General features: G+C 61.0%; 19 protein-coding genes and 2 tRNA genes. 4 read left to right on the forward strand and 17 right to left on the reverse strand.

All coding sequences use genetic code 11. From position 1 onward, the window contains the following. Position 1: 1 nt before the first annotated feature. From CTATCC11996_RS21210 to rpsB, 16 genes are all read right to left on the reverse strand, one after another. On the reverse strand, positions 2-793 hold the full coding sequence (locus CTATCC11996_RS21210; RefSeq protein WP_003080290.1) for a TrmH family RNA methyltransferase: 792 nt from the start codon (positions 791-793) through the stop codon (positions 2-4). 216 nt (positions 794-1,009) lie between these two features. Next, the gene (rnhB, locus tag CTATCC11996_RS21215; protein WP_034349901.1) at positions 1,010-1,741 is read right to left on the reverse strand and encodes a ribonuclease HII; all 732 of its coding nucleotides are present in this window, start codon (positions 1,739-1,741) and stop codon (positions 1,010-1,012) included. Then, positions 1,704-2,900 (reverse strand): lipid-A-disaccharide synthase, encoded by a 1,197-nt coding sequence (gene lpxB, locus CTATCC11996_RS21220; RefSeq protein ID WP_034349904.1) that lies wholly within the window; start codon positions 2,898-2,900, stop codon positions 1,704-1,706. The genes rnhB and lpxB overlap by 38 nt, the downstream gene beginning before the upstream one ends. A 50-nt stretch (positions 2,901-2,950) precedes the next feature. After that, on the reverse strand, positions 2,951-3,739 hold the full coding sequence (gene lpxA / locus CTATCC11996_RS21225; RefSeq protein ID WP_172590556.1) for an acyl-ACP--UDP-N-acetylglucosamine O-acyltransferase: 789 nt from the start codon (positions 3,737-3,739) through the stop codon (positions 2,951-2,953). A 15-nt stretch (positions 3,740-3,754) separates the two neighbouring features. After that, complete coding sequence (gene fabZ / locus CTATCC11996_RS21230) at positions 3,755-4,195, reverse strand: 3-hydroxyacyl-ACP dehydratase FabZ (RefSeq protein WP_003053425.1); 441 nt, start codon at positions 4,193-4,195, stop codon at positions 3,755-3,757. Next, on the reverse strand, positions 4,195-5,196 hold the full coding sequence (lpxD, locus tag CTATCC11996_RS21235) for a UDP-3-O-(3-hydroxymyristoyl)glucosamine N-acyltransferase (protein ID WP_034349908.1): 1,002 nt from the start codon (positions 5,194-5,196) through the stop codon (positions 4,195-4,197). Before lpxD ends, fabZ begins: the two co-directional genes overlap by 1 nt. A 16-nt stretch (positions 5,197-5,212) precedes the next feature. After that, positions 5,213-5,719 carry an OmpH/Skp family outer membrane protein gene (locus CTATCC11996_RS21240; protein ID WP_003080304.1) on the reverse strand — a complete coding sequence of 169 codons (507 nt, stop codon included), beginning with the start codon at positions 5,717-5,719 and terminating at the stop codon, positions 5,213-5,215. Further along, complete coding sequence (gene bamA, locus CTATCC11996_RS21245) at positions 5,719-8,034, reverse strand: outer membrane protein assembly factor BamA (protein WP_003080306.1); 2,316 nt, start codon at positions 8,032-8,034, stop codon at positions 5,719-5,721. Before bamA ends, CTATCC11996_RS21240 begins: the two co-directional genes overlap by 1 nt. A 43-nt stretch (positions 8,035-8,077) precedes the next feature. Then, on the reverse strand, positions 8,078-9,448 hold the full coding sequence (rseP, locus tag CTATCC11996_RS21250) for an RIP metalloprotease RseP (protein ID WP_034349911.1): 1,371 nt from the start codon (positions 9,446-9,448) through the stop codon (positions 8,078-8,080). A 91-nt stretch (positions 9,449-9,539) separates the two neighbouring features. Beyond that, positions 9,540-10,718, reverse strand: a complete 1,179-nt coding sequence (gene ispC, locus CTATCC11996_RS21255; protein WP_003080309.1) for a 1-deoxy-D-xylulose-5-phosphate reductoisomerase — start codon at positions 10,716-10,718, stop codon at positions 9,540-9,542. Further along, positions 10,715-11,572, reverse strand: a complete 858-nt coding sequence (locus tag CTATCC11996_RS21260; protein WP_003080312.1) for a phosphatidate cytidylyltransferase — start codon at positions 11,570-11,572, stop codon at positions 10,715-10,717. Before CTATCC11996_RS21260 ends, ispC begins: the two co-directional genes overlap by 4 nt. A gap of 14 nt (positions 11,573-11,586) precedes the next feature. Then, on the reverse strand, positions 11,587-12,324 hold the full coding sequence (uppS, locus tag CTATCC11996_RS21265) for a polyprenyl diphosphate synthase (protein WP_003080314.1): 738 nt from the start codon (positions 12,322-12,324) through the stop codon (positions 11,587-11,589). Between the two features lie 23 nt (positions 12,325-12,347). Beyond that, positions 12,348-12,908 carry a ribosome recycling factor gene (gene frr, locus CTATCC11996_RS21270; protein WP_003067379.1) on the reverse strand — a complete coding sequence of 187 codons (561 nt, stop codon included), beginning with the start codon at positions 12,906-12,908 and terminating at the stop codon, positions 12,348-12,350. Between the two features lie 37 nt (positions 12,909-12,945). Further along, complete coding sequence (gene pyrH, locus CTATCC11996_RS21275; RefSeq protein ID WP_003053409.1) at positions 12,946-13,668, reverse strand: UMP kinase; 723 nt, start codon at positions 13,666-13,668, stop codon at positions 12,946-12,948. A 93-nt stretch (positions 13,669-13,761) separates the two neighbouring features. Continuing rightward, the gene (tsf, locus tag CTATCC11996_RS21280) at positions 13,762-14,655 is read right to left on the reverse strand and encodes a translation elongation factor Ts (RefSeq protein ID WP_003080316.1); all 894 of its coding nucleotides are present in this window, start codon (positions 14,653-14,655) and stop codon (positions 13,762-13,764) included. Positions 14,656-14,763: 108 nt separating this feature from the next. Next, positions 14,764-15,516 (reverse strand): 30S ribosomal protein S2, encoded by a 753-nt coding sequence (gene rpsB, locus CTATCC11996_RS21285; protein ID WP_003080318.1) that lies wholly within the window; start codon positions 15,514-15,516, stop codon positions 14,764-14,766. Positions 15,517-15,742: 226 nt separating this feature from the next. Here rpsB and CTATCC11996_RS21290 point away from each other — a divergent pair, with 226 nt between their 5' ends. Both CTATCC11996_RS21290 and CTATCC11996_RS21295 read left to right on the forward strand, forming a co-directional pair. Further along, entirely contained in the window at positions 15,743-17,131 is a 1,389-nt protein-coding gene (locus CTATCC11996_RS21290; protein WP_003080320.1) for an amidase, read from the forward strand. Between the two features lie 97 nt (positions 17,132-17,228). Beyond that, positions 17,229-18,824, forward strand: a complete 1,596-nt coding sequence (locus CTATCC11996_RS21295; RefSeq protein WP_003080322.1) for an NAD(P)H-hydrate dehydratase — start codon at positions 17,229-17,231, stop codon at positions 18,822-18,824. Between the two features lie 64 nt (positions 18,825-18,888). Here the strand turns inward: CTATCC11996_RS21295 and rnr are convergent, their stop codons facing one another. Further along, positions 18,889-21,522 carry a ribonuclease R gene (gene rnr, locus CTATCC11996_RS21300; RefSeq protein ID WP_034349916.1) on the reverse strand — a complete coding sequence of 878 codons (2,634 nt, stop codon included), beginning with the start codon at positions 21,520-21,522 and terminating at the stop codon, positions 18,889-18,891. A 34-nt stretch (positions 21,523-21,556) separates the two neighbouring features. On the opposite strand from rnr, the gene CTATCC11996_RS21305 reads away from it, so the two are divergent. Together CTATCC11996_RS21305 and CTATCC11996_RS21310 are read left to right on the forward strand one after the other, a co-directional pair. Continuing rightward, positions 21,557-21,641 (forward strand) — tRNA-Leu (locus CTATCC11996_RS21305). A gap of 145 nt (positions 21,642-21,786) precedes the next feature. Next, positions 21,787-21,871, forward strand: a tRNA-Leu gene (locus tag CTATCC11996_RS21310). Positions 21,872-21,920 lie beyond the last annotated feature (49 nt).

Raw genomic sequence — 21,920 nt, forward strand, 5'->3', positions numbered from 1 at the left:
ATTACCCTCTACGGCGTAGCATGCTTACGCTGCTCGCGTGCAGACAGATCGCTGCAGCAGCAGCCACATTGAGTGACTCCTCACCTCCGGGCTGTGCAATGCTGATGCGGTGGCTCGCCATCTCCATCAGCGCATCACCCACGCCCTGCCCCTCATGGCCCATGGCCCAGGCACAGGGCCAGGGCAGGTCCGCCTCATGAATCAATGTCCCCTGGTGGGAGCTGGTCACTACCAGGGGCACTTGCAGGGCTTGCACATCCTCGACCGATGCCGCCTCGACCAGATGCAGGCCGAAGTGAGCACCCATTCCGGCGCGCAGCACCTTCTGACTCCACAGCGCGGCCGTACCCTTGAGTGCCACGATCTGGGTGAAGCCGAAGGCCGACGCGCTGCGCAGGATGCTGCCCACATTGCCGGCATCCTGGACGCGGTCCAGCACCACGGTCGCAACGCCCGGCTGCACCTGCACACCCGCATCCCAGTCCATCACATAGCCCATGCGGGCGGGAGACTCCAGGGCGCTGATCTCGTCGAACAAGACATCTGCCAGCACCACTACCTTGCCGGCTGCCTGCACCCACTCTTCGGGCGCCTGAGGCCAGAAAGACTGAGCAAAAACGGCAACCTTTGGTTTCAGGCCCCGCACCAGGGCTGCACGGCAAAGATGATCGCCTTCAAGCCAGACTTGGCCCTGCTTGCGGTAGGCCGTGCTGTCCTGGGACAGACGGCGCAGCTCCTTGACGAAAGCGTTGTCGCGCGAATGAATGTCCGTGACCTGGGGGCGTGCAGCCATGTCGACCTCTGAGAAAAAACAAAAACCCGGCATGCAAGCGCCTGGCCGAGCCTGAAACGAAAACACGACTTACGCAAAACGGGTTCAGGCCGGGCGACTGCCTCAGAAGGCAGGCCGTTGTGACACTCTTGTTTGCGTAAGCCCCAAAGAAGATAGAACGCCCGAGGCGGCCCTGCGCCGCACTCGGGAATGCAGACAATGTCGATCAGGCGCGCATCAGACGTAGAGCAAAGCCTGCGACATCTGCAGGCTGGACGTTACGCCCGACAGCCCGGTCTCGCACAGCACGGGCTGCGCCGTGCCGCCCGCACACACCTGGCCGGCTTGCAGCACCTGGGCCACGGGCGCAAAGGAGCGCCTGTGCTCTGCCGTCGCGCCATGGGCGCGCAAGGCCTGCAGATGCGCGGCCGTGCCATAGCCCTTGTGGCCCGCAAAGCCGTACTGCGGGTACTGGGCATCCAGCCGCTCGCACCAGCGGTCGCGCGTGACCTTGGCCAAGATGGACGCCGCAGAAATGGCCTGCACCAGCGAGTCCCCCTTGACGATGGCCTCGGCCTGCACATCGATCTGCGGCAGCTGGTTGCCGTCCACCAGCACCAGCACGGGCTTGAGACGCAAGCCCATCACCGCGCGGCGCATGGCCAGCAGCGTTGCCTTGAGGATGTTGATCTCGTCAATCTCCTGCACCGAGGCCTGTGCTATGCAAAAGCACAGCGCCTTGGCACGGATTTCGTCGTAGAGCACCTCGCGACGGTTGGCCGTGAGCTTCTTGGAGTCGTTAAGCCCGGCAATAGGCTTCAGATCGTCCAGAATGACGGCAGCAGCCACCACCGGGCCGGCCAGCGGGCCACGCCCTGCCTCATCCACCCCGGCAACCAGCCCGGGCGGATGCCAGGGCAGGCAGCCTTGCTCAAGCAGCGGGGGTGGCAATGATTTTTTGGATCGCATGGGCAGCCAGTTCGGCGGTATCGCGGCGCAATTCGTGATGTAGCGCGGTGAAGCGCTCAACCAGCGCTTCAATGGTGGCAGGAGAATCCTGGCTGGCTCTGAGCCAGCCCAGTGCGGCCTGGGCCAGCGCCTCGGGTGTTGCCGCATCCTGCAGCAGCTCGGGCACGACAAAATCTCCGCACAGAATATTGGGCAGCCCCACCCAGGGCTGCAGCTGTTTGCGCTTCATGAGGCGCCAGCTCCAGGGGTGCATGCTGTAGCTGATGACCATGGGGCGCTTGTAGAGCGCGGCCTCCAGCGTGGCGGTGCCGCTGGCAATCAGCGTGCAGTCGCAGGCAGTCAGCACATCGTGGGACTGGCCCTTGACGATGAGGCAGTGGTCCTGCATGCCGGCCTCGGCCGCAATGCGCTGCACCTCCTCATACAGGGAAGGCACGGCCGGCACCACGATCTGGGTCTGCGGCAATGCCTTGCGGACCAGCGCGGCCGCCTTGAAAAAGCCTGAGGCAATGTAGCGCACCTCGGAGCGGCGGCTGCCGGGCAGCAAGGCCAGCACCAGCCCCTCTTCGGCCAGACCCAGGCGCGCACGCGCGGCCACCCTGTCGGGATGCAAGGGAATCACCTGCGCCAGCGGATGGCCGACGTAAGTGGCTTCGATGCCGTGCTGGGCCAGCAGTTCCGGCTCGAACGGGAAGATGCACAGCACATGGTCGGCCGCGCGACGGATTTTCTCCACGCGATCGGCACGCCAGGCCCAGATCGAAGGGCAGACAAAGTGCACGGTCTTGATGCCGGCTTCGCGCAAGCCGGTTTCCAACCCCAGGTTGAAGTCCGGCGCATCCACGCCCACGAAGACCGAGGGCGGATGCGCAATCAGGCGCTGACGCAGCTTTTTGCGAATGCCGAGCAACTCGGCCACGCGCGCCAGCACTTCCCAGCTGTAGCCGTGCACAGCCAGGCGCTCTGACTGCCACCAGGCGTCAAAGCCGCGCTCCTGCATTCTGTCGCCGCCTATGCCCATGGAGCTCGCATCGGGCCAGCGCTGACGCAGGCCGTCCAGCAACAGCGAAGCCAGCAGATCACCGGAGGCCTCGCCGGCCACCATGGCAATGCTGGGCGCTATTGAATCTGCAGCTACTTGCGTTTGCTTATTGGGCATTTCAGAGCCATTCACGTCTCAAACTCAGATAGGGACAGCGCGAGCTGCTATCAACGTGTAATGCCGTTGCTTGCCGATGCCAGAAAGGACTGCATGAAGTCCACATCCTGCACCGCTTCAGGCGTTGCCGACTTGATCGCATCCATGGCCGCAATGGCATGTTCCAGCGTCAGACCCTGGCGGTACAGCAGCTTGTGCATCTCGCGCACCGCGGCAATGCGTGCATCCGAGAAGCCACGGCGCTTGAGACCGATCAGATTCACACTGCGCGCGGCCAGCGGATTGCCGTCCACCGTCATGAAGGGCGGCACATCCTTGTTCACATGGGCCTGAAAGCCCACCATGGCGTGCGCGCCGATGCGCATGCGCTGCAGCACACCGGTCAGGCCCCCAATCGTCACCCAGTCGCCGACATGCACATGGCCTGCCAGCGTGGTGTTGTTGGCCAGCGTGGTCTGGTTGCCAATGATGCAGTCATGCGCGATATGCACATAGGCCATGATCCAGTTGTCATTGCCGATGGTCGTCTCGCCGCGATCCTGCGTGGTCCCCGTGTTGAAGGTACAGAACTCGCGCACCGTGTTGCGGTCGCCCATCACCAGGCGCGTGGGCTCGCCCGCGTACTTCTTGTCCTGGGGCTGCGCACCCAGCGACGCGAACTGGAAGATGTGGTTGCCTTCACCAATGGTGGTGTCGCCTTCGATCACGCAATGCGCGCCCACCTTGCTGCCGGCGCCAATGCGCACCCTGGGGCCGATGACCGCATACGGCCCCACCGACACCGAGGTGTCAAGCTGGGCCGCAGGGTCCACCACGGCGGTGGGATGAATCAAGCTCACAGCCGCCATCAACGCTTATCCCACGTGACGCATGGTGCACATCAGCTGGGCTTCAGCGGCCACTTCGCCATCCACGCTGGCGACGGCGTTGAACTTCCAGATGCCGCCGCGCACGCGGTCGATGGTGATCTCCAGAGCCAGCTGGTCTCCCGGCACCACGGGGCGCTTGAAGCGAGCCGAGTCGATGCCCACGAAGTAGTAGATATTGTTTTCGTCGGGCACCTGGCCCATCGCATCGAAGGCCAGCAAGCCGGCAGCCTGGGCCAGAGCTTCAAGAATCAGCACGCCGGGCATGACCGGACGACCGGGGAAATGCCCGGTGAAGAACGGCTCGTTGAAGGTGACGTTCTTGATCGCCTTGATGCGCGTGTTGCGCTCAAGCTCCAGCACCCGGTCCACCAGAAGAAAGGGATAGCGGTGAGGCAGTTGCTTGAGAATTTCTTGAATATCCATCATCAATTTCCGTTGTTGCTTTGCCGGCCCTCTGCCAGCGCTTGTTCAAGCTTTTTGACCCGCTCCCGGAGCGTGTACAACTGCCTGAAGGTTGCAGCGTTCTTTTCCCATTGCTCGTTCTCTTGCAACGGAAAGATGCCTGTATAAAAACCTGCCTTGGGCAAGGAACGAGTGACCATGGAGGTCGGCGAAATCACCGTACCGTCCGCAATCGTCAAATGCCCCAGAATATTGGCGGCTCCACCAATCTGGCAGCGCTTGCCGATGCGCGCACTGCCGGCAATACCGGTATTGCCGGCAATCACCGTATGCGCACCAATGTGCACATTGTGGGCAATCTGCACCAGATTATCGATCTTGACGCCGTCTTCAATGACGGTGTCATCGAGTGCCCCACGATCCACGCAGGTGTTGGCGCCGATTTCCACATCGTTGCCGATGCGCACGGCCCCCAGCTGCTCGATCTTTTCCCATTGACCCGCCGAAGGCGCGAAGCCGAAGCCGTCGGCACCGATGACCACACCGGGATGCACAATGCAACGCTCGCCCAGCACACAGCCCTGGCCGATGGTGACACGGGATTTCAGCACCGTATCGGCACCGATGACCGCGCCGGCCTCCACCACGCACTGCGGCCCCACATAGGCGCTTTCATGCACCTGTGCCGTGGCATCCACCACCGCACTCGCATGGATGCCGCGCGGCCTGCCGCCCTGCTGGTGCGCCTTCCACCACTGGGTGGCACGCGCGAAATAGGCATAAGGATCGGCCGTGACAATGCAGGCGCCACGCTGCGCCGCTTCATCACGCATCGTCGGCGCCACAATGACACAGGCCGCCTGTGAGGCGGCCAGTTGCTGGCGATAGCGGGGATTGCTTAAAAAGCTCAGATCACCGTGACCCGCAGAGTCCAGTGGAGCGATGCGCGAGATAGGCATCTCGCGCTCGCCACCGACCAGTTCTCCACCGAGCGCATCGAGAATCTGTCCCAATAGAACGCTCACAAAAGTATCCTTGGGATTACTTTGTGCCGTTCAGGGCCTTGATGACCTTGTCGGTGATATCGAACTTGGGGTTGATATACACGGCCTCTTGCAGGATGACGTCGTACTTTTCAGTCTCGGCCACTTGCTTGACAACCTTGTTGGCACGATCGAGCACCGTAGCCAGCTCTTCGTTCTTACGGGCGTTCAGGTCTTCCTGGAATTCGCGGCGCTTGCGCTGGAATTCACGGTCCTGATCCACCAGCTGACGCTGGCGCGAAGCGCGCTGGCTCTCGGACATGGTAGTAGCTTCACGCTCGAACTTGTCCGAAGCAGTCTTCAAGGAATTGCCCTGATCGACCAAATCCTTTTCACGCTTAGAAAACTCCTGCTCAAGCTTGGCTTGGGCAGCCTTGGCAGCGGATGCCTCACGGAAGATGCGATCCGTGTTCACAAAACCGGCCTTGAATTCCTGTGCATGCGCAGAGACGGCCATGGCGCCAAGCAGCACAGCCAGAGAAAGATGGCTAGAGAGAGATTTCATTAGAAAGATGTTCCGATTTGGAATTGCAGTTTCTGGATTCTATCGCCGGTTTCCTTACGGATTGGCTGAGCATACGCCAAACGCAGAGGACCCAGCGGCGAAATCCAGCTGATACCGATACCGGTGGAAGCACGCAAGGTCCCCAGATCCATGCTTTCACCTTCCGCCCACACATTACCCACGTCCACAAAGCCGAACAGACGCAGGGTTCTGTCGTTGCCGGCACCGGGGAATGGAACCATGAATTCACCGTTCAGGGTCAGCTTGCGGGTACCACCCAGGGCCAGATTGGTGTTCACGGAATCGTGCTTGCCCAAAGAGCCTTGCTCGAAACCGCGCACCGAGCCCAGACCGCCCGAATAGAAGTTCTTGAAGATGGGATAGGGATTGCCGCCCAGACCCTTGCCCCAGCCCAGCTCGCCGTTCAGGGCAATCGTGTACTTCTTGTTCAGCGGAATATATTGCTGAATCTGGTAGTTGGCCTTCGCATAGCGCATATCGCTCATGAACGAAGCTTCCAGATTCACGCGCTGATAGCGACCGGCATTCGGGGCCAGCGCGCTGTCGCGGTTATCTCGAGACCAGCCCAGCGTCAGGGGAATGCCGGTCTTGGAGCAGCCGACATTCGCGCCCACGGCCCCGCCGCAATACTCGTTGTAGACCTCGGGCATATAGGTGCCCGGCTTGATTTCATTGCCTTCGACACCGGCGCCGAAGAAGATGGTGTCGATTTCGCTGAAGGGCACGCCGAAACGCACGCTGGCACCCTTGGTGACGATCTTGTAGGCGCCATCGTCGTAGTAGGGACGGATGGTGCGGTAGTACAGGTCATAGGTGCGCGAGATACCGGTATCCGTGAAGTACGGATTGGTTGTCGACACCACCATGGTGCGGTTGTACTTGCTGGTGTTGACATCCAGCCCCAGGTAGTTGCCCGAGCCGAACACGTTTTCCTGCTTGATGCCGAAGGACAGCGAGACCTTTTCAGCGCTGGAAAAACCTGCGCCCAGCTGGATCGAGCCTGTGGGCTTCTCAACCACATTGATCATCAGATCGACCTGATCGGGAGAGCCGGGCACTTCCTGGGTCTCAATGTCGACCTGGGTGAAGAAGCCCAGACGGTCCACGCGGTCGCGCGACAGCTTGATCTTCTGGCCGTCATACCAGGAGGCCTCGAACTGGCGGAACTCGCGGCGAATCACCTCGTCGCGCGTCTTGTTGTTGCCGCTGACGCTGATGCGACGGATATAGGCACGGCGCGAAGGCTGAGCCTGCAGCACCAGGGACACACGGTTGTTGGCACGATCGATTTCGGGCACGGCTTCCACCTTGGCGAAAGCAAAACCGAAATTGCTGTAATAGTCCGTAAAAGCCTTGATGGTCTCGGAAACCTGGTCGGCGTTATAGGGCTCGCCGGGCTTGATCTTGACCAGCGACTTGAACTCGTCGTCGCGATCCAGGTAGTTGCCTTCGAGCTTCACGCCGGAGACCACATACTGATTGCCTTCGTGAATGTTCACGGTCAGGCCGATGCTCTGCTTGTCAGGAGAAATGGCGACCTGTGTGGACTCCACACGGAACTCCAGATAGCCGCGCTGCAGATAGTAGGAGCGCAGCGACTCCAGGTCGGCATTGAGCTTGTTGCGGGCGTAGCGGTCAGACTTGGTGTACCAGCTCATCCAGTTGCCGGTGTCCTGGTCGAACAAGTCCTTGAGCGTCGACTCCTTGAAGGCCTTGTTGCCCACAATGTGGATTTCGTTGATCTTGGCCGGCTCACCTTCGGAGACTGTGAAGGTCAGGTTCACTCGGTTGCGCTCGATAGGCGTCACCGTGGTCACCACTTCTGCACCATACAGGCTGCGGTTGATGTACTGGCGCTTGAGCTCTTGCTCGGCGCGATCGGCCAGCGCCTTGTCGAAGGGGCGGCCGTCGGCCAGCCCCACGTCACGCATGGCCTTGAGCAGAGTGTCCTTGTCAAACTCCTTGGTGCCGGCAAAGTTCACCTCGGCAATGGTGGGTCGCTCTTCCACAACCACCACCAGCACATTGCCATTGGCTTCGAGGCGCACGTCCTTGAACAGACCCAGGGCAAACAGCGAACGAATGGCAGCAGCGCCCTTTTCGTCGTTGTAGTCATCGCCCACGCGCAAAGGCATGGAAGCGAACACCGTACCGGGCTCCACTCGCTGCAAACCCTCGACGCGGATATCTTGAACTTTGAAGGGCTCCAATGCCCATGCCGCTTGCGCAGCTAAAACCATAGCAGCCAGGGCAGTTGCAGAGCGCACGCCCAAGCGATTGAAATGTTTTTTCATGAGTGGAAATCGCCGCGAATGCGGCCTACCGTAGCGGTAAAAATTAGCCCCAGAGCCGGTTGATATCGTTGAAAAAGGCGACTGACATCATCAGCAATATGACTGCGATGCCTGCACGCTGCAATCTTTCAGCCCAGACATCAGAGACACTGCGCCCCGTCAAACCTTCCCAAAGATAATACATCAGGTGCCCACCATCCAGAACGGGCAATGGTAGCAGGTTGAGAACGCCCAGGCTGATGCTGATCAGCGCGAGGAACGACAGGTATTGCACCAATCCCATGCTGGCGGACTTGCCGGCATAGTCTGCGATCGTCAAAGGACCGCTGATATTCTTGAGCGAGGCCTGACCGATCAGCATGCGCCCCATCATGCGCAGCGTCATGGAGGACAGCTCCCAGGTCTTCTTCACACCGGCGCTCAGGCCATCCAGAAAGCCATGGCGCACCAGCACCATCTCGGGCTGGCTGCCGATAAAGGCATTCACACGCGCAGTTGCAGCTTGCCCATCCTTGCCAGGAACTATTTCCGGCTGCACCCGCAGATTCAGACGCTGGCCCGCACGTTCCACAACCCAGGCCTGCGGCTCAACCTGACCGGATGCGCCCGAGGCACGAATCGCGGCACGCGCCTGAGCACCATCCTGAGCTGCCTGGCCATCGATGCTGAGCAACACATCGCCTTTTTGCAGACCCGCCTTTTCTGCCGGGCCACCGGCAACAACCTCTTCTATGACCGGACGACTCCAGGCACCCTGCAGCCCGACCTTGTCAAAGAAGGCTGCATCCGGTTCCTTTTGTTGCAAAGAAGCGAGATCGAGAGGCACGACACGCGCCGCGCCATGCTCTTGGGCAGCCACCTCCAGCTGCAAGGTTTCACCTTCAATGGCAGCTGTCGTCACCAGCCAGCGCAGATCACCCAGGGCGCGCACAGGCTGCCATTCCTTGCCCCCCACAGAGGCACGCTGCACCCAGTCGCCACTTTGAATACCGGCCTGATTCAGCAACGAGCCTTGCGCAGGAGCCGCCAGTCGGGCTGCAGGCTCGTTGGTGCCCACCCAGTTGACCACCGCCAGCAGCGCCACGGCCAGCACCAGATTGGCTGCCGGCCCCGCCGCAACAATGGCTGCACGTGAACGCAGGGGCTGATTGTTGAAGGCCAGATGCTTTTCCTCGGGCCTGACCTCGCCCTCACGCTCGTCAAGCATGCGCACATAGCCGCCCAGAGGCAGCGCCGCGATTACATACTCGGTGCCCGACTTCTTGCCGACCCAGCGCAGCAGCGGCTTGCCAAAGCCCACGGAGTAGCGCAGCACCTTGACGCCACAGGCCACGGCAACGCGATAGTGGCCCCACTCATGCACCGCAATCAGAACGCCGAGCGCCACGATGAAAGCCACAACTGTCAGCAACACCTGAAACTCCTTTTTGCCAATCGATGCTTGGAGTGTGCGCCGGGCCGCAAGTTCAACTGCCGCCCTGCAAGCACCCGCACTTCGCGCCCGTTCAGCGCGCCCACCGGCCGGCTATGGCGGCCGCGCTCTCGCGTGCTCGCGCATCGAGAGCCATCAGATCCTCAAGACTGCTCACGGCTCCCGGTTGCACGGATTCCAGCGTCTGCAGGTTGACGGCATGAATGCGGTCGAACGACAGGCGACGCTCCAGGAAGGCGGCGACCGCCACTTCGTTTGCGGCGTTGAGCACCGTGGTCGTACCTTCGGGCGCACGCAGCGCCTGCCAGGACAGATGCAGGCCGGGAAAGCGATGCGCATCCGCCTCCTCGAAGGTCAGCGCCGCCAGCTTGGCGAAATCCAGCACAGGTGCGCCGCTTTCGATGCGCTCGGGCCAGGCCAGACCGCAGGCAATCGGCACCCGCATATCGGGCGTTCCCAGCTGGGCGAGCACCGACGAATCCTTGAACTGCACCATGGAGTGCACGATCTGCTGCGGATGGATCACCACCTTGATCTTCTCGGGCGACATATCGAACAGCCAGCGCGCCTCGATCACCTCCAGCGCCTTGTTCATCATGGTGGCGGAGTCCACCGAGATCTTGCGCCCCATGGAGAAGTTGGGATGCGAGCAGGCCTGCTCGGGAGTGATCTCGGACAGTGTCGCCGGGTCGCGCTGGCGGAACGGGCCGCCCGAGGCCGTCAGCAGCAAGGAGTCGACGCGCTCGGCCCAGGTGCTGCTGTCTTCGGGCAGGCACTGGAAGATGGCCGAGTGCTCGCTATCGATGGGCAGCAAGGTGGCGCCATGGCGCCTGACGGTGTCCATGAACAGCGCACCGCCCACCACCAGGGCTTCCTTGTTGGCCAGCAGCAAGCGCTTGCCCGCTCTGGCCGCGGCCAGACAGGGGGGCAGTCCAGCCGCACCGACAATCGCCCCCATGACGGCATCCACATCAGGATGCGAAGCTATCACTTCAAGAGCATCCCGCTCTTGAAGAACCTGCGTCTGGAGTCCGCTCTGCTTGATCTTTTCAGCCAGCTGCCGTGCATGGGGCGCACTGGCCATCACGGCGAACTGCGGCTTGAACTGCGCGCATTGACTGAGCATCAGATCCACTTGCGTGGCTGCGCTCAGCGCGAAGATTTCGTATTGTTCAGGGTGGCGCGCCACCACATCCAGGGTATTGGTTCCGATGGAACCGGTAGAACCCAGAACCGTGATTTTCTGCTTCATGGATGCACAAAGGATGAGAGCATCATCGCCAACGGCAGTGTGGGCAGGAGGGCATCAATGCGATCCAGGACACCACCATGGCCGGGCAGCAAGCCGCTGCTGTCCTTGACACCGACGCTGCGCTTGATGAGGGATTCGACCAGGTCGCCCACCACACTCATCGCAGCCATAAACACCGCAGCCAGCAGCAGGAACCAAAGTCCGCGCGACTGCAGCACCGAATAGAAACTGGGAACACCGGCGCCGTAGTGGCGATCTGCCCAACTCCAGACCAGAGCCAGAACAATCACCCCCAGCATGCCGCCCCAGACACCTTCCCAGCTCTTGCCGGGACTGATGGAAGGCGCCAGCTTGTTTCTGGTGAACTTCAGGCCGAAAGTGCGGCCGGCAAAATAGGCAAAGACATCAGCCACCCAGACCAGCACCAGCACCGACAGCAGGAAGTTGATGCCGATATTGCGCGCCTGCACCACGGCGAGCCAAGCCAGCCACAATGCCAGCACGCCGCCGACCAGACGAACTGCAGCGGGAATATGCGGCCAGCCAGCCACGCCAGCACGCAGCAGCAGCACGCCCCCCAGTACCCAGAGAGAACCCGCAATCAGCCACAGCGTGGACAGAGGCTGATCGACCCAGCCGGCCCACCAGGAGCCGGCGCACAGCGCCGTACAGACAGCACCCAGCCCCAGTGAACCGGCCTGTCCAAAACCATTGAGTCGCCCCCACTCCCAGGCACCAGCCGCCATGAACAGCAGCATCAGTGCGGCAAAGGGCACGGTGCTGGCCGTATAAAACAGTGCCGGCAGCAAAATGGCCAGCAAAATCAAGGCGGTAATGACGCGCTGCTTGAGCATGGCACCTCTTATGGTTAAGCCGTCAAGGTGACGGCAGATGATGGTTGAATCTGCTCGGAAGTCTGACCGAAGCGGCGCTCACGGCCGCCAAACACGGCAATGGCCTCGTCAAGAGCGGCCTCGTCGAAATCAGGCCACAGGGCATTGCTGAAAAAAAGCTCTGTATAAGCAGCCTGCCAAAGCAGGAAATTGCTGATGCGAGTTTCACCGCCGGTGCGGATCATGAGATCAGGATCGGGCACATGGGCCAAGGCCATGGCCCTGTCAAGATTCTCGGGAGTCAGCTCCAGCCCCTGGACCACCAGCTTCTGAGCAGCCTGGGCAATATCCCAGCGGCCACCGTAGTTGAAGCAGACGTTGAGAACCAGACGCGTATTGTGAGCGGTGATGCGCTCAGCCTCTGCCAAGCCCTCCCGGACCTTGTCGCTCAGCCCCTGACGGTCGCCAACAAAGTACAGGCGCACGCCGTCGCGACTGAGTTGAGCAACTTCCTTGGCCAGAGCATTGGCCAGCAGGCTCATGAGGCCCGAGACCTCTTCCTGAGGCCTGTTCCAGTTCTCGGAGGAAAACGCAAACACCGTGAGCACCTGCACGCCACGCTCGACGCAGGCGCGAGCGCAGCGGCGCAGGGACTCTACACCTTGCTTGTGACCGGCAAGACGCGGAAGCAGACGGCGCTTGGCCCACCGTCCGTTGCCGTCCATGATGACGGCGATATGGCGCGGAACCGCGCCGTTTTTCTTGGATGTCAAAAGTGCAAGTCCTTCGAAAAGACTCAGACCGCCATGATGTCCTGTTCCTTGGCCGCTACCAGCGTATCGACCTCGGCAATATGCTTGTCCGTGATCTTCTGGATTTCGGCTTCGGAGCGCTTCTGATCGTCTTCAGAGGCTTCCTTGTCCTTGACCAGCTTCTTCACGCCTTCGTTGGCATCGCGGCGCAGGTTGCGAACGGCAATCTTGGCGTTCTCGCCTTCGTTGCGCGCCAGCTTGGTCATTTCCTTGCGGCGCTCTTCGCTCATGGGAGGCATGGGCACGCGAATCAGATCGCCCATGGAAGCGGGATTCAGGCCCAGATCGCTCTCGCGAATGGCCTTTTCCACCTTGGCAGCCATGTTCTTTTCCCAGGGCTGCACGCTGATGGTGCGGGAATCCAGCAAAGACACATTGGCCACCTGGGACAGAGGCACCATGGAGCCGTAATACTCGACATGAATGGCATCCAGCAGCGCGGGATTCGCACGGCCGGTACGCACGCGAGCCAGGTTGTTCTTCAGCGCCTCGATGGACTGACCCATCTTGGTTTCGGTATTCTTTTTGATTTCAGCGATCGTCATGTTCTTGTTCCTTTGCGGGCATGTGGCAGCAAAACGCTCAAGCGTACACCAGAGTGCCTTCGTCTTCACCCATGACCACGCGCTTGAGTGCGCCAGGCTTGACGATGGAGAACACGCGAATCGGCAGCTTCTGGTCGCGGCACAGCGCGAAGGCCGTGGCATCCATGATGCCCAGATTGCGCGAGATGGCCTCATCGAAAGCCAGCTTGTCGTAACGCGTGGCCGAAGGATCCTTGACCGGGTCAGCCGTGTACACGCCATCCACCTTGGTGGCCTTGAGCACGACTTCGGCGCCGATTTCAGCACCACGCAGCGCAGCGGCGGTGTCAGTGGTGAAGAAGGGATTGCCCGTACCGGCAGCAAACACCACGACCTTGCCCTCTTCCAGGTACTGCAGCGCCTTGGGACGCACATAGGGCTCGACCACCTGCTCGATACCGATGGCGGACATCACGCGAGCCGTCAAACCCTGCTTGTCCATGGCATCTGCCAGAGCCAGGGCATTCATCACCGTGGCCAGCATGCCCATATAGTCGGCAGTCGCACGGTCCATGCCGACCGAGCCGCCTGCCACGCCGCGGAAGATGTTGCCGCCGCCGATCACCACGGCGACCTGCACACCCACCTTGGTCACTTCCACGATCTCAGCCACCATGCGCTCGATGGTTGCACGGTTGATGCCGAACTGGTCATCTCCCATTAACGCCTCCCCCGACAGCTTGAGCAAGATGCGCTTGTGGGCTGGAATGGCGTTGGACATGGTGTTTCTCCGATGGAAGTTGAATGAGTATGAAAACGGGAGGGGAATAAATCAATCGCGGCTCTAGGCCGCGATTGTTGCTAAGGCTTAGGTTTAAGCACCAGCCTTGGCTGCTGCCACCTGGGCAGCCACTTCAGCGGCGAAGTCGTCAGTCTTCTTCTCAATGCCTTCACCCACGACATACATCGTGAACGCCTTCAGATTGGTGTTGGCAGCCTTGAGCATCTGAGCCACGGTTTGCTTGCCGTCAGCAGCCTTCACGAAGACCTGGTCAGCCAGGGACACTTCCTTCAGGTACTTCTGCACGGAGCCTTCCACCATCTTGGAGACGATGTCGGCAGGCTTGCCGGATTCAGCTGCCTTGCCTTCGGCCACAGCGCGTTCCTTGGCGATCAGATCAGCAGGCACGTCAGCGGAAGTCAGAGCCACGGGCTTCATGGCAGCCACGTGCATTGCCACGTCCTTGGCAGCAGCAGCGTCGCCGTCGAACTCGACCACCACGCCAATGCGGGTGCCGTGCACGTAGGCAGCCAGGCCAGCGCCGCTGAAAGCCTTGAAGCGACGGAAGGACATGTTTTCGCCGATCTTGCCGATCAGACCCTTGCGCACGTCTTCCAGAGTGGGGCCGTAGCCGTCTTGTTCGTAGGCCAGAGCACCCAGAGCGTCCAGGTCAGCGGGGTTGTGCTCAGCGACCAGCTTGGCAGCGGCGTTGGCCATGGCCAAGAAGCTGTCGTTCTTGGACACGAAGTCGGTTTCGCTGTTCACTTCGATCAGGCCGCCCTTGCCGCCTTCGATGAAAGCAGCCACAACGCCTTCAGCAGTCACACGGGAAGCGGCCTTGCCAGCCTTGGTACCCAGCTTGACGCGCAGCAGCTCTTCAGCCTTGGCCATATCGCCATCAGCTTCGGTCAGAGCCTTCTTGCATTCCATCATGGGGGCGTCGGTCTTGGCGCGCAGTTCAGCGACCATGCTTGCAGTAATTGCCATCGTATTTCTCCAGTATCAGTTCGATTCGTTACAGGATTCCGGCTAAAAAAACGGGGCTACCTAGAGCCCCGCTTTTTCTCGCGATGCGGTCGCGCAGCCGGACTTCGCTTAGGCGGCGGACGCTTCCACTTCCACGAATTCGTCGCCGTTCTCACCGGCAGCAGCCTTGACCACGTCGTTCAGACGGGCTTCACGGCCTTCCAGGATCGCGTCAGCGATACCGCGGGCGTACAGCTCGACTGCCTTGGCGGAGTCGTCGTTACCGGGGATCACGTAGTCGATACCTTCGGGGTTGTGGTTGGTGTCAACCACGCCGACCAGAGGAATGCCCAGCTTCTTGGCTTCAGCGATAGCGATCTTGTGGAAGCCCACGTCGATCACGAAAATGGCGTCGGGCAGACCGTTCATGTCCTGAATGCCGCCGATGTCCTTTTCCAGCTTTTCCAGTTCGCGAACGAACATCAGCTGTTCCTTCTTGGACATGGATTCCAGACCGGCTTCTTGCTGAGCCTTCATGTCCTTCAGACGCTTGATGGAGGTCTTGACGGTCTTGAAGTTGGTCAGCATGCCGCCCAGCCAGCGCTGGTCAACGAAGGGCACGCCAGCGCGCTTGGCTTCTTCAGCCACCAGCTCACGGGCTTGACGCTTTGTACCCACCATCAGGATGGTGCCGCCGTTAGCAGTCAGCTGCTTGGCGAACTTCTGGGCTTCCTGGAACATCGGCAGGGACTTTTCCAGGTTGATGATGTGGATCTTGTTGCGGGCACCGAAGATGAACGGAGCCATCTTGGGATTCCAGAAACGAGTTTGGTGACCGAAGTGGACGCCGGCTTCCAGCATCTCGCGCATTGTTACTGCCATGTTAATTACCTCAAAGGTTGGGTCTAAAATCCGGCCCAACGATTGCAGCCGCCTTGAAAAAAGCGATCGCAACACCTTGAATAGGCCGGTTTGCTATTTGCCTTGCCGACTTAAAAGCAATTGCTGCAACACACAAAACGCCATCGCATCAACCACCTTCAGAGCTTTTCAAGTCAATCCTCACGGACTAACCCTTAGCAAAGCCGCAAAATTTTAGCACACTGCCATGCAACTCGACCTCAGTCACGTCGCTCTTGAGATCCGCGAAGGCCGCCAAAGCGCTGCAAACCTCATGCAAATGAGCATTGCTGCCGCGCAAAGCCCCTTGTGCGCCAACGTTTTCAGCCAGACTTTTTTTGACGAGGCACGCTGGGCTGCTGCAGAAACGCCATCCACTACGCCCCTGGCCGGCCTGGCCATCTCGGTCAAGGACCTGTTCGACACGCAAGGCACGCGCAGCGCCGCCAGCTCCCTGGTGCTGCAGGATGCGCCCCTCGCCCGGACAGACTCCACGGCCGTTGCCCGCCTGCGCGCGGCAGGCGCTGCCATCATCGGCCGCACCCATATGGTCGAGTTCGCTTTTTCCGGCGTTGGCGTGAACCCGCATTTCGGCACCCCCGCCGCGCTGGACGCCCGCCACCCCGCCAACCCTCAGCTGGCGCCCACGTGGCCGGCGCGCATTCCCGGCGGCTCCTCGTCAGGCGCTGCTGTTTCCGTCGCCAGCGGCGCCGCCTGGGCGGCACTGGGCTCGGACACTGGCGGCTCCATACGCATTCCCGCTGCGCTCAATGGCCTGGTTGGCTTCAAAAGCACGGCTAGACTGGTTCCCACCGAAGGAACAGTACCTCTATCGCCCACATTGGATACCGCCTGTGCCATCACCCGCAGCGTGCGCGATGCCGTGCTGCTGCACGAGATTCTGGCCGGGCGCAAAGTCACCAAGGATGAACGCAGCCTGAGCCAGTGGCGCCTGGCAGTGCCACGCCCCGTCTTCTTCGATCAGATCGAGCCCGCCGTGCGCAACGCCTTCGAACGCAGCATCGCCAAGCTGCAGGCCGGCGGCGCACAGATCGAGTGGATTGACCTGCCAGAGCTGCAGGAGCTGGACGGCGTCAACATCATCGGGGGCTTCTCGCCCACTGAAAGCTATGCCTGGCACCGGCGCCATCTGCAGGACCCCGCCAAAGCCGAGCTCTACGATCCCCGGGTGCGCTCGCGCATAGAGCGAGGCGCGAGCATGAGCGCTGCCGACTATCTTGATCTGCTGGCCGCGCGCAAGAGCTGGATTGCCAAGATGGAGAGTGCCATCGCCGGCTATGACGCCCTGCTCTCGCCCACCACGCCAATCACAGCACCCACGATTGCCTCCGTCGCCCCGGCCAACGGCTTCGATGCTGCAGCCGACCTCAGGCGTGACGAAGAATTTTTCCGCGTCAACGGCCTGCTGCTGCGCAATACCAGCGTGGTCAATATGCTGGACGGCTGCGCCCTGTCACTGCCGTGCCACAACCCGAACGAGCTCCCCATGGGCCTGATGATCTGGCATGCCGCCCTGCACGACGACGCCATCCTGAATATCAGCGCGGGCATCGAAGCCATGCTCAATCGGGACTGACTTCCATTTTTGTAGCTATAACCGCTTATGGTTATCGGGCCACAAGGCAAACATCATCAAAACCCACAAATACGCAGCCGGAGGCTATCCTCGGACCATGCTGCGCATTTCTCCCACCGACACCCCGCCCGCCTCCATTTCCGCTGGTCAAGGCTGGCCGCTGTTCAGCACCACTGCCACGCGTCAGATTGAGAAGGCTTGCGCCGAGCGCCTGCCGCCTCACAGGCTGATGGAACGCGCAGGCCTTGCCATCGCCAAGCTGGCAATGGCAATAGCCCCGCACGCGCAACGCATCTGGATTGCCTGCGGCCCTGGCAACAACGGCGGCGACGGCTTTGAGGCGGCGGCGCAACTCAGGGCCATGCTGCCCCATGCACAAATCATGGTCAGCGAAGTGCGGGCGGCTGCCGAGCTGCCCTCCGACGCGCAGACTTCCCGGGACAAGGCCTTGCAGGCTGGCGCGCAGTGGCTCGATGGCGCACCCGTCGATCTGGGCCCACAAGATCTGTGCGTCGATGCACTGCTGGGTATAGGACTGAGCCCGCGCACTTCTGGCAAGACCTCGGCTGCCTATCAGCGCCTGCTGCAGTTGCTGGCCCAGGTTCAGCATTGCACCTGCAGCGTACTCTGTGTAGACATTGCTTCAGGCCTCGATGCCGATACCGGTCAATATCTGAGGGAGTTCGCGCCTGTCCATATCACCACCGACCAACGACGCCACACGCTTGCCTTGCTGACCTTGCAACCCGGCCTGTTCACCGGTCAAGGCCGCGATGCCTGCGGACAAATCTGGTGGGACGACCTGGGCTGCGGCATTGCCAGCACCCCCGACGTACCGAGCTCGCCCACCCTAGCCGCTGCAGCACAGCCCGTGGCGCACCTGAGCAACCCTGGCCTTGCCTCCTCAAGAACACGCCCGCACGCCAGTCACAAAGGCAGCTTTGGCGATGTGGCCGTGCTCGGTGGCGAAGGCCTGGGCATGCGCGGCCTGTCGATGACGGGCGCAGCCTGGCTGGCGGCACTGGCTGCACTGCACACTGGTGCCGGCCGCGTCATGCTGGCCTTGCTGGACGAGCCATCACCGCAAGGCATTGCGCCCTGGCCGGAAATCATGTTGCGCCGGCCCGCCGCACAGGACTGGAGCCAGGCCACCGTGGTCTGCGGCTGCGGTGGCGGCGAAGCCGTGCAGGCCTGGCTGCCCCATATACTGGCACAAGCACCGCAACTGGTGCTGGATGCCGACGCACTCAACGCCGTTGCGGCCAGCCCGGCACTGGCACAGCAGCTGAGCCAGCGCGCCGCACTCCAGCAGAGCACGGTCTTGACTCCCCACCCGCTGGAGGCCGCGCGCCTGCTGCGAACGAGCACCGCTCAAGTACAGGCCGACCGCCTTCAATCCTGCCTGCAGCTTGCCAGCAAATTTCAGTGCACGGTGCTGCTCAAGGGCTCGGGCACGGTTGTTGCCAATCCACAGCAGCAAGTCTGGATCAATGCCAGCGGCAATGCCCGCCTGGCCACGGGCGGCACGGGCGATGTGCTGGCCGGATTGATAGCGGCGCTATGGACACAGGGTCAAAGTGCCGATATGGCAGCGACTCAGGCTGCATTCCGCCATGGCCACATTGCAGATTGCTGGCCAGCAGATCTCCCATTCAGCGCCAGTGCACTGGCTCTGCGTCTGGGCAATCCATAAACTGCCAAAAACAAAGGCCTTGCCATTATCTGGCAAGGCCTTTCAGCTCTTGATAGGAGAGCAATCAGCGCTCAGTCTTGCGCTTGCTGGTCTTGCTTGCCGGCACAGCCTTGGCACCTGCCGCAGGCTTGGCAGCAGCCTTTACGACTTTGGAAGCCGACTTCACCACAGACTTCGCTGCGACCTTTGTTGCGGGCTTTGCGACCGACTTTGATTCGGTCTTGACCGCAGCCTTGGCAACGGAGATGGCCGGAGCATCAGGCGCAAGCAGGGCTGCAACCTTTTTCCTGCCCCCCGCCTTGCGCGGCTTGGCTTGCTGCACCGCTGTGACGGACTCCATCACAGGCTCAGGCTTGGGCGCGGCTTGCTCTTGTGCGTACTCTGCCTCCAGTGCGGCCAGATTCACGCTTTTCAGCATGGCTTTCTTGGCTGCCTTTCGCCCCTGCTTGGCGCGATCGGGCTCGGGTGCAGAAGCAGGGCCCGCAGCGGCATTGCGCTGCGCACGATTTGCCTTGGCATCGCGGCGACTCCACTTGTCGGCATAGCCGCCCGCACTGCGCTCGTCACGTGACTCGCGGCGCCCACGCCCTTCATCCTTGGCCTGGCCACGCCCGCTGCGCGGTGTTTGTACCAAGCCATCCTCGCCATCGCGAACCAGACGGAAGTCGATGCGACGTCCATCCAGATCCACGCGACTGACCTGCACCCGCACTCGTGCGCCGATGCCATAGCGAACACCCGAGCGCTCGCCACGCAACTCCTGGCGAGCTTCGTCAAAGCGGAAGTAATCGCCGCCCAGCTCGGTGATATGCACCAAGCCTTCCACATACATGGCATCAAGCGTCACAAAGACGCCGAAGGTCGTGACCGAGGAAACCGTGCCCGCAAACTCCTCGCCCAGATGCTCGCGCATGTATTTGCACTTGAGCCAGGCCTCCACATCGCGGCTGGCTTCATCGGCGCGGCGCTCGTTGGCGCTGCAGTGCAGGCCGGCAGCCTCCCATGCCTGGAATTCCTTGGCCGCCGAGCGCTTGCGCGGCTTTTGCCCCGGCTCGACCACACGCGAAGAGAGGCGCTTGGCCATCTTGGCTTCGGCTTCACCCGGCGTGGGCAGGCTGGGCAGCTTGTAGTGTGTGCCGTTCAGCTCAGCCTTGATCACGCGGTGCACCAGCAAGTCCGGATAACGACGAATCGGGCTGGTGAAGTGGGTATAGGCCTCAAAGGCCAGGCCGAAGTGCCCCGAGCCCTCCGGCGTATAGAAGGCCTGCATCATGGAGCGCAGCAGCATGGTGTGAATCTGCTGCGAGTCAGGACGGTCCTTGGTGGCATTGGCAATCTGCTGAAACTCCTTGGTCGAAGGGTTTTCGCTGATGCTCATGCTCACACCCATGGCCTTGAGGTAGTTGCGCAGAATTTCCTGCTTTTCCAGCGAAGGCTTGTCGTGCACTCGGAACAGACCAAGCTGCCCGCTTTGGTCGATGAAATCTGCGCTGCAGACATTCGCCGCCAGCATGGCCTCTTCAATCAGCTTGTGCGCATCGTTGCGGGTACGCGGCACGATTTTTTCGATGCGACCGTTGTCGTCGCAGACGATCTGCGTCTCTGTCGTCTCAAAGTCCACTGCGCCGCGCGCCTCGCGAGCCTTGAGCAGGGACTGGAAGACGCCATACAGGTTCAGCAAATCCTGTACGCGCTCCTTGCGCTTGGCTGCTTCAGGGCCACGCGTATTGGCCAGGATTGCAGCCACCTCTGTATAAGTGAAGCGCGCATGACTGTGCATGACCGCCGGGTAGAACTGATAGGCGTGAATCTCACCTTGCGCCGTGATCAGCATGTCGCAGACCATGCACAGCCGATCGACGTCGGGGTTCAAGGAGCAAAGCCCGTTGCTGAGTTTTTCCGGCAGCATGGGAATCACTCGGCGCGGGAAATACACGCTGGTGGCGCGATCGTAGGCATCCACATCAATGGCGCTGCCTGTGGTCACATAGTGACTCACATCCGCAATCGCAACAAGCAGACGCCAGCCCTTGCTGCGCCCCACCTTGGCGGGCTCGCAATACACGGCATCGTCAAAGTCGCGCGCATCTTCGCCGTCAATGGTGACCAGAGGAATATCGGTCAGATCAATGCGGTGCTTGTAGTCTGCGGGCCGGACTTTTTCTGGCAGCGCCTTGGCTTGCTCGAGACAGGCGTCGGAAAAGATATGCGGCACGCCATACTTGCGCACCGCAATCTCGATTTCCATGCCTGGGTCATCCACCTCACCCAGCACTTCGATGATGCGGCCCACAGGCTGACCGAACAGCGCCGGCGCCTCCGTCAATTCGACCACCACCACCTGCCCCGGCTTGGCCGCGCCTGTGGCGTTGGAAGGAATCAGAACATCCTGACCGTAGCGCTTGTCTTCAGGGGCCACAAGCCACACACCGCTTTCCTGCAGAAAGCGGCCAATGATGGGCTGATCGGGACGCTCCACGATTTCCACCACGCGCCCTTCGGGGCGACCGCGATGATCATGGCGAGCAATGCGCACCTGGACTCGGTCCTTGTGCAACACCGCACGCATTTCATTGGGGGGAAGGTAGATGTCACGCTCACCATCGTCACGGACGACAAAGCCGTGTCCGTCGCGGTGGCCCTGCACTGTGCCCAAAATTTCTTCGTTCATATCGGCAACTTTTGCGCGAGGGTTCATTTTCTTGATATACAATCTATGTCTTTCCTGAGATGCCCAGGTGGCGGAATTGGTAGACGCACTAGTTTCAGGTACTAGCGGGTAACTCCGTGGAGGTTCGAGTCCTCTCCTGGGCACCAAGTTTAACGACAACCTGCAAGGGTTGAAACAAACTTGGAAAACATTCCTCAAGGGAATGTTTGCAAGCCAAACGGCATCTTATGAAAATTTAAAGATTCGGATTGAATGCAGAAAAATGCATTACAATACGAAGCTTCCCTGAAAGCCCAGGTGGCGGAATTGGTAGACGCACTAGTTTCAGGTACTAGCGGGTAACTCCGTGGAGGTTCGAGTCCTCTCCTGGGCACCAAACACGACAAGCCGTTGCATGCAAATGCAGCGGCTTTTTCGTTTTGGCA

It is taken from the genome of Comamonas testosteroni ATCC 11996 (assembly GCF_000241525.1).
Taxonomy (GTDB): domain Bacteria; phylum Pseudomonadota; class Gammaproteobacteria; order Burkholderiales; family Burkholderiaceae_C; genus Comamonas; species Comamonas testosteroni.